We start from the raw sequence: 13,268 nt of genomic DNA, 5'->3' as shown, positions 1-13,268 counted from the left end.
ATCGATATCCGTCTCCTGTTATGCCTTGGCCCGAAGCGGAATCACATACTTATCATACCCTTTTACAGCACAATAATATGCGAACGGAAACGCAAGCACTAACTTCATGCGTACCTTATCCCCCGTGGCCACATAATCTTTCTTATATATTCTTACAATATTTTCTTTCTCTTTTTTCAACTCTTTTATGATTTCTCCCGCAAAGCCTCTCGTATCCTTATTCTCCATAAAGTCAATATAGTAAAAAAGCAATCGACGATAGAAGCGATACGCTGCCTTATCCGAAAGTTCTGTCATACCTTCCTTTGCAAGATGAGAAATCTGTTCCTGCCAAAATGGAATCTCATCCCTGAGCCTGCGTTGCCCTACCTTCTCATTCATGATGCTGCCCTCTCTGTCAAGCACATAATTATAATAAGGTGCATTCAGATAGGCCAGGCGTTCCATCTTACAAAATGCTTTTGTGGTAAACATAATATCTTCAGAGTTCTTCCCTACCGGAAAACGCATATCCTTTACCATCTCCGCCAAAAAGAGCTTACTCCAAACAGAGTTATAGATGACATACTGTTCATCCTCACACAGATAAGCCTCCAGGGCACGGGTTTTTGATAATAATACACTATTACCCGTAGATGCGTCAATCTCAGGTACGAAGGTCTCTCCTGACGAAGTCCGTATCTGCTTGTAGCGGCATACTGCAATCTGCGCCTGTTCTTTCTCACACGCTTCATACATCGACCGGTACATATCTTGATCGATCCAATCATCACCGTCCACAAAACCGATATATTTCCCTGTAGCCACATCCATTCCCGCATTTCTCGCATCGGACAGACCGCCATTTTTCTTATGTACCACTTTGATCCGGGCATCCTTTTTTGCATAGCCGTCACAGATGACGCCGGATGTATCGACAGAGCCGTCATCCACCAGGATAATCTCCAGATTCTGATAGGTCTGTGCCAAAAGGGAATCCACACATCTTGGCAAGTAATCTTCTATATTATAAACCGGTACGATGACCGAAATCAATTTTTCCATATGCATCAATCCTAACCATATCCGGCGTGAAAATATCATGCACCTCGCATGTATTCAGCCATTTTACAGGGGCAATTACACATTTATCCAGGGAAGCATTCAACCAGGCGCCCCACCAACTAAAGCTACTGTTTGCAATAATATGATGTTTGCATTTACTCATCAACATCAAATCAATATAACCCGTATCCTCCTTCGTCCCCTTAATCACCGTGAAATTCAACTTTTTATTCGCCGCCTTTTTCTCCTCACACCATGCATCCGCCCAAGGAGTATCGTTGGTAAACACGAAAAAGTGGGATTCCGGATATTTCTCCGTCATATATTCTATTGCCTTTTCATAATAAGCTTCTGTACAAATACCACCGTACACCTCCGATACCTGCAAGTAATCTCCCCGTCTGATATGAAGACTTATGGAAGTATCCTTCTCAATTTGCTCTTCATAGTCTCTAATCTGCCTCGCTATATCTCCTGGTATTTGTACCTGCCGGAAACGAAAGGCTTCCCGCACCTTCCCTTCGATATCCTTGAAATACTTTTCACTTTGGAAACAACCGCACAGATAAGCGGATTCTTTTCCCATCACTTCCTCGTCGTATCCAAGTGTTTTTTCCGTATATTGCCTGCTTCTTCGTCCAAACAGCTTCCGCCTTACCCTATCCGCAAAATGAAGAGAACCATCTGTTATCTCTATTATTTCTTCACTCGTCGCCCTCGGATAATCGATACCGAAAACAGAAAGCATGATCGGTCTTGCATTATCCAGCGCATACTCCGTCACATCGTCGAACTTCACTTCCCTGCCGAGCGAAGTTAGTTTCAAATACAGAGCATATTGGAACATTTGGTTTCCGATTCCGCCGGACATCCTAATAATATTCATCGGATGCAGTCCTCCTTTCATGGGCTGAGATATTTTATTAGGTAACTATCTGCTTGGATTTACTGCTATTAGTTTTGCGGTCTGGCGCAATCGGCTGTATTTTCTAAATGGAACTATTACATAATTGCAACGTCCGGGGCGGCAGAAAGGTACCTCCTTGTACCGTTCTGCCTAAATGCCGCCTGCTTAACGGCCGCAAAATTAATAGCAGTGAATCCAAGCCATCTCAGTAATCTAAAGGTGCGCAGGGAATTATAAAAATTATGAAAGAATATATAGTCACTCTAGTTTTACTTTCTACACATACACTTTATAATACTAAAATAATACTGTAATAACAAATCTCTCCCATAGGATAAAGCAACATACCCCGGAACTGCGACAACCTCCAAGCTTTAGAGAAGTTCTCCTTCAACTAATAGCATAGTGAATGGCTTACTTTCATCCATAGTGGTTGGAGATTCCTTTTAGCGTGTGGCTTGCATTTTCTTAATGGAGTCTATGGAATGCAGGGCAAATAGCGCACGGATGCGCTATTTAGGCAGAACGGTACAAGGATGTACCTTGCTGCCGACCCGACCGCTACCAATCACGTTACGGCTCCATTTAGAAAATACAGCCACATGCGCACGGAGCCCCAACCACTATGGACGAAAGTGAGCCCTCAATACAATACACTCACCACATTCAAAAATTACTAAGCAACATCCACTCTTGAAACATCAAGATAAACCATATCTGAATGCGCCACACACCGCGTTTCGTATAGTCTTCCCAGATTTCCCACACCACATCAGGGTCGAGTACTCCTTGTTTCTCCAGCACTTTTCTGTCGATAAGCGACTCTGCCCATCCTCTTAGTGCAGGCTCTAATAGCCATTTATCGATAGGAATGCTGAATCCCTTTTTAGGGCGCTCCATCATTTCCTTTGGTACATATCGGTATAACACATCCCGGAGCACCTGTTTTCCTACTTTGCCCTGTCGTTTATACTCTATCGGAAGCGTCCATGCGAATTCGACTACATCCTTGTCTAGCATAGGAACTCTAGTCTCCAAGGAAACTGCCATTGCCGATCGATCTACCTTCACGAGGATATCATCGGGATGATACATCAACATATCCATTAGCATGATATTATGATTTACTTCCTCTAGCTCATTCGTAAACTGATTGTATTTATATGGACACTTTTCATGAGTTTTGCTGATTCTTTTCGTAATGGGATCCGTCTCGTAAGAAATTTCATATAGCCTTCCCGAATCCTTTGCACCTAATAAGGCAGCCTTTGTACGATACATATGATTCTTTGCAAGAGGACTGTGAAGCAGTAATTCGCTGCAAGGCTTTCTTAAGAAATAAGGAACATTTTTCATTTTCCCCCATATGCGGCTTACCGACTCATAAGAAGTATAACCACAGAAGAGTTCATCTCCCGCATCCCCGCTTAAGGACACTGTCACATGTTCTCTCGTCATCTTACTTACCAAGTAGGTAGGAATCTGAGAAGAATCTGCAAATGGCTCTCCAAATATATAAGCTAACTTAGGAATCACATCGATGGCATCCTGCTTCGTAATATATAGTTCTGTATGATCTGTTCCCAAATGCTTCGCAATCTCTTTCGCAGCATCTGCTTCATTGTAGCCTTCTTCACTCATACCGATCGTAAAACTTCTTACCTTACTACTACCTAGTGACTGCATTAACGCCACGATTGTGCTGCTATCAATACCTGCCGACAAGAAAGCACCTACCGGAACATCTGCTACCATTTGATTTCGAATAGACTCCTTCAATAAACGTTCCAATTCGAGAGAAGCCTCTTCCCTGCTCCCTGTAAAAAGGTTGGCCTGTCCTTTCTTCGCCGCTTCGGTCATCGACCAAAATTGTGATATCGAGATATCTTCGCTACGATAAGGAGCCTTTATCTTTAAGATGCTGCCTGCTTCTAATTTATATACATTTTTATAGATAGAATAGGGTGCCGGAATATATCCATGGGTAAAATAAATATCCAACACTGCTGTATTAATTTCCTTTTCAAAGCCATCTAAGGCAGCGATACAGCCTATCTCAGATGCAAAAGCAAAAGTTCCGTTTTCCATCGCACTATAATAGAGTGGTTTTTCTCCCACTCTGTCCCGCGCCAAAAATAACACTTGTTCTTTTTTGTCGTATAAGGCGATAGCGAACATTCCTTTGCACATAGAAATTGCTCTTTCTACTCCGTAAGCCTCCATAGCCTCTAAGAGCACTTCTGTGTCACTAGTTCCCCGGAAGCGGGTAACCTTTTTTTCCTCGATGAGCCTTTCGGCAATCTTTCTATAGTTATAAATTTCTCCATTGAATACAATGACATAACGCCCACTATGGGATTCCATCGGCTGCGCCCCGGTAGGAGTAAGGTCCACAATGGAAAGACGTTGATGCCCTAATACTACATCCCTATCCTCACTCATCCATACACCTTCTGCATCCGGGCCCCGATGAAGCATACGCGCATTCATCCTGCCTATATTCCCTTGCCAATCGCCTTTTAAGTTGCACAATCCCACAATACCGCACATACCATTAATCTCCTTATTGTTCCCCTTATTCTTCCGCAGCGACTTCTGCAAAATCACCATTCTCTATCCTGCGGACAATCACTTCTTTCGCTTTTATCGCTTCCTCTTTCCACTGTTCATAGGCTGCATCCCATGTTTCATAGCCTTTATTCCCTCTTCGGTCTGCCAAGGAGTAATTTGCTTGAATATAATCCGCAAGAAATACAGTGCACTTCTCCGCTCCAAGGGCATTGGTATGTCCGCCATAATCGCTGAAATCAGTGGCGAAGTCAATTCCAATTTCTTCGTAGTAATTATTCATATTTAAGAATTCATATCCGTAGCTTTCAATGATATCTTCCATATAATTATACATCATCTGCTTTTCCTCCTCCATAACAGTCGGAGAAAGAATAAATAACGCTTGTAATCTTTCTTTTTTCAAGTAATCGAGAAGCTCATATAGATGCTCCTCCTGCTCCGCTGGCATCGAAAGTTTGTCCTCAATCATAGACGTATCGTATGCTTCACATGGACCAACCTCGTCCGTCGGTACATAGCCCTTTCTCTCATCCAATAACTCATATCGGAAGCTTGCCATCTGCTTTGGCAGGACAATGGTTTTCCAATTGGAATGGTATTTGAAAATATCAAAATAATAAGTATATCTTTCCGCCTTATCCTCCACCATGGCATTAATAGTCTTTATTCGGTTCCATGAATATTTCATGTTGTCCGTTACCCCTCTCGTATACGCCATGTTGTTGACAAGATCTCCTTCTCTTGCCGTATACATACGCATTTCAAATACATACAATGAAGGATTCTGAGTCTTTCTCACTTCCTCTACAAGATAAGGAGCTGCTACCGGTCTTTGTAGATTAGTAGAAATCGGATAGGCTGTAATCCCATACTCTCCCCATAGCTGAGGGGTGGAATAATAAGGGTATACCGGACTGGATCCTATCATTACCATATCGATCGTATTGTCCGGCTCCGCATAAAATCCTGTGAACCTATCCTTTACATCCCCATTTGTTCTTATCATATAAGTAACACTTATGAGGATATATATGAAAATAATGATGAAAATAATTGATTTGACTGCTTGCTTTAAAGTCATCTTTATCTCCCATATCCGCCTGTGAATTTAAAATCTTGAGACTTTTCTTTTATTATCTTTTCCAAGTAATTTTGCCATGTTCCATTAATCGTTTCCGGATTGAAATCTTCTTTCACTTTTGAAGCATTTTTACCCATTTCTTCCATATAACTGCTGTTATTTAATATTTTCTGCAAGTTTTCTGCCAATCCCTCTGTATCGCCTGGTTGAATGAGTAACCCATTCTTCCCATGATCAATTAATTCCCCGGGGCCTCCGGGGGGACAATCCGTGGATATTACCGGAAGTCCTAAGGCCATCGCTTCTAACAGCGTATTAGGCATTCCCTCAGAAAAGGAAGAGAGTACGAACACCGAGGCTTTGTAAATAGAATCAGCCACATTCATTACAGCCCCCGGAAGAGCAACTCGTTCCGATACCCCCATCTCCTCCACTAGTTTTAATAGTTTTGGCCTTAAGTCTCCTTCTCCGTATATGGTGAGCGTATACTCAGGATATTCAGGTGCAATTTGAGCAAAGGCGCGAATAATCATTTCATGGTTCTTATTCGCGTCTACACGCCCCACTGCCACGATACGCTTTTCCCGTTCCCCCTCATAACTTTCCCTGATAAATGCAGGATGAAGAGAATTTTTCAAGATAATTGCCTTCCTTCTCACCGGTAAAGGAAAGAAGTCCAGACACCTGCTTGTCTGTAATACGACACCGTCTGCAAGGCAAAACATTGTTCTGGCCGCGAAGCGAAGCCCTCTGGAGTAATACTCCAACTCCGGTTCCCCTCTTACCGATACAACAACGGGAATACGGAGAAAACGAGAAGACGCTATTGCCATAATGTTATTTTTTCCAATAAAAGAGAGAATCAAATCCGGTTTTTCTTTCTTCCAAATATCACGAAGCTTCATAAAGCGTCTATAGAAGTTGACCACACGACTTTTCTTCTTCTCATTTTCTGTAATATCGGACAACACTCTTTCTATGCCTTCACTGACCGTATATTCGCTCTCTGAACGATACTGCGTCACAATCGTTATGCGATACCCCTGCGCAAAAAAGTATTCAGCAAGATTGACCAACACTCTTTCAGAACCACCCTTATTCAAAGAACTGATAAATAAGGCTAAATGCCTTTTTTCCATAGTTAAATCCCCGTTTATTTTATTCAAAATAATGCCTATACCACTGCTCAAAGATATAGAAGGACCAAGAAAGCTTAGAATAATTCGCTCCTGTAGCAGGACCGCCATCCCCTGTTCTTAAGTACTCTCTTATCATGCCGGATACATAATCGGCACAGAAGATTCCCTGCTTTTCCAGATAATCCTTCTCACTGTAGGCAAGAAGCTGTTCCTTTAAAGGCCCTCTAAGCCATTGATCCAAAGGAACGCCAAATCCTACCTTAGGCCTATCCAGCAGTTCTTTCGGAATATAATCATACGCAATATCTTTTAAAATATGTTTTTTATCCCCTTTGTAATACTTATACTCATGTGGTATCCGGTAAGAGTACTCCATCACATCGCGGTCGAGAATCGGGCATCTCGTCTCCAGAGAATATTTCATGGAAGCCCTATCCACCTTGCAGAGAATATCCCCTGGCAAATAAGTGTCCATATCCAAGAGCATGCGGCGAATCTGCCACTTATCCTCCCCATATTTGCTCTCGATTTCATAATGGCAAGGTAATTGATTCCCGTTATTTTGTACCATTTCATTGGCACGTATGATGTAATTGCTCGCTCCGAACTGGGTTTTCGTCTCCTTATTCCGGTTCTGTGCAATAACCCGTACCCTAAAAGGCAGCTTGTCCGCCAATTTCAGGCGCTCTATAAGCGGAAAATGGCTAACACCATATACCGCTGCCCCTGCCAAATCGAGCATTTGTGCCTGAGCTACATTCTCATAAATGTTATACCCGCAGAAAAATTCATCGCCGCCGTCGCCAGAAAGAGCCACTGTCACATGCTCTTTGGCAAGAGCTGATACGAGCATAGTCGGAATCTGGGAACTATCCGCGAAAGGCTCATCATAATACTGAGGGATGCTTTCCACAAGATCAAACATCTGCTTCTCATCAATATACATTTCCGTATGATTCGTTCCGAGATATTCCGATACTTCCTTCGCATATTTCGCCTCATTATACTTCTCTTCCTTGAAACCTATGGAGAAGGTTTTCACTGGAGAAGAGGAATGTTCCTGTGCAATCGCTGTAATAAGGGAGGAATCATAACCTCCGCTTAAAAAAGAACCCAGAGGAACATCTGATATCATTCGGGAAGCCGTTGCCTTCTTTAACAAATCCTTCAATTCTTCTTTGGCCTGTCGATAATCCGTAACCATATTGGCTTTCTGCTTCGCGTATACATCCTTAATATCCCAATACTTCCACACTTCCGTCTTTATCCCTGCGAAATCCGGACTGTCACTTCCGCTTTCTCTCATTCCAAGCTTGAGAATGCTTCCCGGTTCTAATTTATATACATGTTCAAAAATGGTCTCAGGCGCATTGATATACTGCTGATACAAATAACGGGAAATCACATCTTTCCTTATCTTCTTTTCAAAGCCCGGATATTGCATAATCGGCTTCAGCTCCGATGCAAAGATGAGTTCCCTACCGTTGTCCATATAATAAAGAGGCTTCTTCCCAATGGGATCCCTCATTAAATACAATTCGTCATTTTCCCTATCGAATAGGGCAATTGCAAACATTCCTTTCAGGCGTTCCACACACTTAATACCCCATTTCAGATATGCAGCAATAATAACTTCCGTATCACAGCTCGAACAAAAGGAATAATCGGATAATTCTTCTCTTAATTCATGAAAGTTGTAAATTTCACCATTGAACACAATGCTGATACGCCCATTGCCGGAAATCATCGGCTGATGTCCCAACATAGATAAATCCTGTATAGAAAGCCTTCTCTGCGCAAATCCTATCGCATATCCGCTTCTCGACTCATAAATTTCCTCACCGCTGTCGTTTGGACCTCTATGATACATGGTGTCATTCATCTCTTTTAGCTGTGTCAGCCGAACATCCTTCCTCGACACAAATCCGCATATCCCGCACATTCGGATACCTCCTCGATCTAGTTACTATGCAGCCTTCGGCTTCCTAGCAACAATTTATGCACAGAAATACTGCGTAGCAGTATTTCGCGCTTGCTAAACTTTCGATATTGATGGCTAAATAGTTACTCGGTCTAACTATTGATTCTCTAAAAAGCTATCTTTATATTCTGCAAAGTCTTTACATTCCCTATCAATGCTTTCAATTAACTCCACATACTTTTCTTTTACAAGTGTCTTATAATTTTCATAGTTATCATATCCCCTCTTCGTCCAGGCAAAGGGATGTGTCAAAATCTGTACCTTATCGTGTCCTAAAATATTTTTCTCATCCGGATAGCCATATCGCCATATATGGTTCGCATCGGACATATACTTCACTCCCAAAGTGGAATCCTCTGTCACATTTTCAGCGAAGGTAAAGAATTCATCCTGATATGCGTTTATAATACCCGGGAGTTTTATATTCTCCGCCAGAACAACCGGAGAGGGACGATGTACGGAAAACTGGGATATTTCAAAGCCCAGCATCTCACTTAGCATATGCATTTCCTTTACAATCTGCTTTCTGACTTCCTGCATATCCGTCATCCCATTCAGCGCAAAATGAAGGCCGATATTCTGTCCTCTTTCGTACATATCACATATCATATCTCTATTTTTCCTGGACAATAGGTTATAAGAATTATTCGTCCACTGGAAAAAGAAAGTAGATGTAAAATCCATGGAGGATTCCACCCTCGCCAAATCATAAGCGCGCTCTACGCTATACTCCACATCATGTCTCATAATAATAAACTTGTCTCTATGGAGCGCCTCCTCATAGCTCGCCTGTAGGCCAGTGGATTTGATAATTCTTATAATCTCTTTATAATCTTCAAATGAAAACATTGTCTTCTCCTCTATATTTCTTCCTCTTCTATATTTTAATATACTTTATCTTTTACCTTTACTGCAAATTTCCTCAATATAATCGCGCCACTGTTCAAAAATAGCCTTAGAATTAGCGATTTCTCCAATCTTTCTAGCCTCATCTCCCAATTGCTGCGCATATTCCGGATTCTCAATCAGTTTATTAATTCCCTCTTCCAAAGCCTTCTGGTCCTTAATAGGAATCAACAGCCCGCTCACCCCATCCTTCATAATGGTACGCGGACCTCCACAAGGGCAATCCGTAGCAACAATTGGCAGTCCCAGTGCCATCGCTTCCAACAAGGCATTCGGAAGACCCTCCCAATCGGAGGAAAAGGCGTACACTGCTGCATCTGCCAATTTCTCTTCCAAAGAATCACTGGCTCCCATTAATTGAATATAATCTTCCGCATGGTTTTTTTCGATGATTTCTTCGAGAATTTCTTTTGTGCCATCCTGAGAATCACCGCCATATATTTTCAATGTATAATCCGGATGCTTTTTATGAACCTCTATGAAAGCCTTAAGCAGCATGGGCTGGTTCTTAAAGTCCACCAGACGTCCTGACTGCACCACATCCTTCGTGCGCTGCTTAGGTTTCTTCGTACCTATATATTTATCATGCAGCGGGTTCAAGATAATCCTCGACTTCTTCTGTAAAAATGGGGCAAAAAACTCCCTCTGTCCTTCCGTCTGAAAGACACACCCTGCTGCCCTTGGAAAAAGAAGCGGAATCTGTATCTTGTCCGAAATAGCATCATAATGTCCCACCGGGTCCGTCCGAATGGATATCATAACAGGTACCTTCGTTCCAAAAGAAGCCATCAATGCCCTATAGTTGGCTCTCTGCGCGAAGGCGATGAGAACATCCGGCCTTTCCTCTTTCATAAATGCTCTAAGATGAAGAATCCTTGCCACAAACTGCCAGATTCGAGACTTCTTCTCATCCTCTTCGGTCAATCCCACATGAACCCGCTTTACTTCTTTCTCTATTTGGAATTCATTCTCCCCGTACCACTGCGTTGCAATGAGTACCTCATATCCTTCCTTCGCAAACTGATTGGCCAGATTGGATACAACACGCTCAGCGCCACCTTGCTCCAGACAGTTCAAATGAAACGCTATTTTCCTCTTGGCTGTCATTTCCTACCTCTTTTATAGTAAATCATTCCCAATATATAATACTTTCCAATTTTATCACATTCATATACTAATCGCAAATAAAAGTGGATATGTTTCCGCTACCGCGTTACCATACCCACTTCCTTCTTCCGGGATGTTACCCAATTTGCTGCTTTAATATCTCCACATATGCACTATTGGAGAAATCCTTCGTTCTTGCAAGCGCCGCTTCCTTATAGCGCTTATAATAGCCCTTATCCGTCATCATCCGTTTTATTTCTTCCGCCAGCAGGACTTCTTCTTCCTCAATCTCAGGTTCCAGATTCTTTTCCGGATTCATATTAGCAATCAATATACCATAATCCGCTTCCAGCCTTCTTTTCCCATTCTCTTGAGAACATTTCATATTATCCTTATACTTCTTTTTCAGGATTTCTCTCGGCCCTGTCATACAGTCCGTAGAAATAACCGGAATGCCAAGAGTCATAGCTTCTAAAAGGGCGTTCGGGAATCCCTCATAATGAGAGGATAATACATAAATACGTCCTACATTCAGGTAGGGAAAGGGATTCTTCTTCATTCCCGGGAAATATACGTCATCTGCGATTCCTAACTTTTTCGCAAGATTCCGATACTCCTCAAAGTTACCATCACCGATAATCATAAGCCTAGCCTTGGACATTTCTTTTTTGACGAGGGAAAAGCTTTTAATCAAATGCCAATAACCCTTTACGTCATCCTCTCTCCCCATGGATACAATGACATAGTCATCCTCTTCCCAAGGGAGCCTGGGCTGCTCCGCCAATGCTTTCTTTCTGATTTCCTCTACATCCAATGGATTATAAAGAGTCATAGCTTTCCGGCAACGGTACTCACTTCTAAGTTCATCCTCTATCATCTTGGAACAGCATAATATTTTATCAGATAAACGACATAAGAGGCTCACCTTACGTTTATTCTCCATATCCATATAACTTCGAATACCCGACCAGACCTGCTCTTTCCTTCTGGAAAAGACATTGACCACATTTGCCGTAGGACCGAAGCTATAGGAAATATCAATTTCCAGCTTTTTCTTCAATCTTCTTACCGCAAAGCTTCGTCTTAACACATTGAACAACTTGCCCACTAGCTCCTGCTTCACACCCATATGTAAATCGATGACATTTAACCCTTTAATATTATAAGCAATATCCTTTGAATCAAACATCACTATGTATACGTCAAAAAATGGATCTAACAATCGTGCCGTCGCGACACATACTCGTTCAAACCCGCCCTGGTGGAGCATAGGGACAATCAACATGATCTTTTTCTTCATGATTACCTCCGACTGCTACATGCCTTCTTACGGCCAACGCAGTAAATGCGCAGACCTACTGAATAGTTATGTGCCATTAGCCATTACATATTCCCTGTCTGGTAAAAGCATGTCATTGCCACGGCCTGTTCTCTCACATCAAAACCGGCCTCCTTTACCATCCTGTGCATATCCACTCTCTCATATTCAGCATGAGAAAGGATATATTCCGACCATAGCTTCACGCTCCGGTCGATACTTTCGTAATGTACCAACTCACTGAATCCAACCTCCTGTGTAATCCGATCTGAAATAATACACCGTAATCCAGCTGCCTGAGCCTCCACCACAGTGCCCGGAAGCCCTTCGAAGCGGGAAGGAAATACAAAATAATCCATCCCTTGATAATAATGTTCCACATCCCCTTGATTTCCCATAAAAAGAATATCCGAATTCAATCCAAGCTCTGCCGCTTGTTCTCTGGCCCGATCCATTCCGCCCCCATCTCCTAGCAACATGAGCACCACCCGTTTTCCACTTTTCCTCATCTGAGCATGTACCTCCGAGAATACACGCAAAAGGAATTCATGATTCTTCGCATAATGGAACCGTCCTACATGGCCGAGTACATAACACGCTTCGACTCCAAGCTGTCTTCTGATTTCTTCTCTTTTTCTTTCATCAAATCTATATTTCTCTGAAAGAATCGCATTGGGAAGAACAAATGCTTTCCCGGACTTCTCCCATCCTTTTCCAAAAACTGATAGTCCGGCTTCTCTGGAACAGGCAAAACAATAGTCCGCCTGATGCAACAAAGGACGTCTAAGGAGCCTGGTAATAAAGCCTTTTAGTCCTTTATCCACTCCTGCACTTCTCGCATGGGCTGCCACGGTGGCAATTCCGCTTTTCTTCGCAACAGGAAGATAAATGGAAGCCGTACTCGTCATATGTCCCTGTACCACGGCAAACTCGTGGTTTTCTTTAAAAAATTCCTTTACTGCCCTTCGGTAAGCAATTATATTATATACTTTAAACTTAGGAAGAATAAAAATCCTTCCGCCAAGCCCTTTAATCTCTTCGTCATAGAATTCCGGATTTCGCACATCCACATCGTCTGCATGTACAAGAAAGTCAAATTGTATCTCATCCCGGTTCATACAACGATATAAGTCCATAATACGGCTTTCCGCACCACCCAGACTCAATCCCCCGAGCACATGCAGAACACGAATCGGTTGCTTCATACTACACCA

10 protein-coding genes are annotated in these 13,268 nt (G+C 42.4%); all 10 read right to left on the bottom strand.

Going from position 1 to position 13,268, the window contains the following annotated elements; all coding sequences use genetic code 11:
• Positions 1–18: 18 nt before the first annotated feature.
• The gene (locus RBB56_RS12415) at positions 19–1,044 is read right to left on the bottom strand and encodes a glycosyltransferase (RefSeq protein ID WP_306719273.1); all 1,026 of its coding nucleotides are present in this window, start codon (positions 1,042–1,044) and stop codon (positions 19–21) included.
• Entirely contained in the window at positions 1,007–1,930 is a 924-nt protein-coding gene (locus RBB56_RS12410) for an alpha-1,2-fucosyltransferase (RefSeq protein ID WP_306719272.1), read from the bottom strand. The genes RBB56_RS12415 and RBB56_RS12410 overlap by 38 nt, the downstream gene beginning before the upstream one ends.
• Before the next feature lie 687 nt (positions 1,931–2,617).
• On the bottom strand, positions 2,618–4,561 hold the full coding sequence (asnB, locus tag RBB56_RS12405; protein WP_306719271.1) for an asparagine synthase (glutamine-hydrolyzing): 1,944 nt from the start codon (positions 4,559–4,561) through the stop codon (positions 2,618–2,620).
• Positions 4,527–5,603, bottom strand: coding sequence for an SGNH/GDSL hydrolase family protein (locus tag RBB56_RS12400; protein ID WP_306719270.1), 1,077 nt, complete (start codon positions 5,601–5,603; stop codon positions 4,527–4,529). The genes asnB (RBB56_RS12405) and RBB56_RS12400 overlap by 35 nt, the downstream gene beginning before the upstream one ends.
• Before the next feature lie 2 nt (positions 5,604–5,605).
• Positions 5,606–6,742, bottom strand: coding sequence for a glycosyltransferase (locus RBB56_RS12395; protein WP_306719269.1), 1,137 nt, complete (start codon positions 6,740–6,742; stop codon positions 5,606–5,608).
• A 19-nt stretch (positions 6,743–6,761) separates the two neighbouring features.
• Complete coding sequence (gene asnB, locus RBB56_RS12390; protein ID WP_306719268.1) at positions 6,762–8,684, bottom strand: asparagine synthase (glutamine-hydrolyzing); 1,923 nt, start codon at positions 8,682–8,684, stop codon at positions 6,762–6,764.
• Positions 8,685–8,819: 135 nt separating this feature from the next.
• Positions 8,820–9,572, bottom strand: coding sequence for a hypothetical protein (locus RBB56_RS12385; RefSeq protein WP_306719267.1), 753 nt, complete (start codon positions 9,570–9,572; stop codon positions 8,820–8,822).
• A gap of 45 nt (positions 9,573–9,617) precedes the next feature.
• Positions 9,618–10,736, bottom strand: coding sequence for a glycosyltransferase (locus RBB56_RS12380; RefSeq protein ID WP_306719266.1), 1,119 nt, complete (start codon positions 10,734–10,736; stop codon positions 9,618–9,620).
• A 136-nt stretch (positions 10,737–10,872) separates the two neighbouring features.
• Complete coding sequence (locus tag RBB56_RS12375; RefSeq protein ID WP_306719265.1) at positions 10,873–12,036, bottom strand: glycosyltransferase; 1,164 nt, start codon at positions 12,034–12,036, stop codon at positions 10,873–10,875.
• A gap of 83 nt (positions 12,037–12,119) precedes the next feature.
• A complete protein-coding gene (locus RBB56_RS12370; protein ID WP_306719263.1) occupies positions 12,120–13,259 on the bottom strand; it encodes a glycosyltransferase family 1 protein in 1,140 nt (379 codons plus the stop codon).
• Between the last annotated feature and the right edge of the window lie 9 nt (positions 13,260–13,268).

The sequence above is a fragment of the Kineothrix sp. MB12-C1 genome, from assembly GCF_030863805.1.
In the GTDB taxonomy this organism is placed as follows: Bacteria; Bacillota; Clostridia; order Lachnospirales; family Lachnospiraceae; genus Kineothrix.
The sequence above is the reverse complement of the archived record's forward strand: the minus strand, read 5'-3'. Positions and strand labels throughout refer to the sequence as shown.

Coding starts and splice junctions, on each gene's coding strand:
- RBB56_RS12415 (WP_306719273.1), bottom strand. CDS start 1,044: ATGGAAAAATTGATTTCGGTCATCGTACCGGTTTATAATATAGAAGAT.
- RBB56_RS12410 (WP_306719272.1), bottom strand. CDS start 1,930: ATGAATATTATTAGGATGTCCGGCGGAATCGGAAACCAAATGTTCCAA.
- asnB (WP_306719271.1), bottom strand. CDS start 4,561: ATGGTGATTTTGCAGAAGTCGCTGCGGAAGAATAAGGGGAACAATAAG.
- RBB56_RS12400 (WP_306719270.1), bottom strand. CDS start 5,603: ATGACTTTAAAGCAAGCAGTCAAATCAATTATTTTCATCATTATTTTC.
- RBB56_RS12395 (WP_306719269.1), bottom strand. CDS start 6,742: ATGGAAAAAAGGCATTTAGCCTTATTTATCAGTTCTTTGAATAAGGGT.
- asnB (WP_306719268.1), bottom strand. CDS start 8,684: ATGTGCGGGATATGCGGATTTGTGTCGAGGAAGGATGTTCGGCTGACA.
- RBB56_RS12385 (WP_306719267.1), bottom strand. CDS start 9,572: ATGTTTTCATTTGAAGATTATAAAGAGATTATAAGAATTATCAAATCC.
- RBB56_RS12380 (WP_306719266.1), bottom strand. CDS start 10,736: ATGACAGCCAAGAGGAAAATAGCGTTTCATTTGAACTGTCTGGAGCAA.
- RBB56_RS12375 (WP_306719265.1), bottom strand. CDS start 12,036: ATGAAGAAAAAGATCATGTTGATTGTCCCTATGCTCCACCAGGGCGGG.
- RBB56_RS12370 (WP_306719263.1), bottom strand. CDS start 13,259: ATGAAGCAACCGATTCGTGTTCTGCATGTGCTCGGGGGATTGAGTCTG.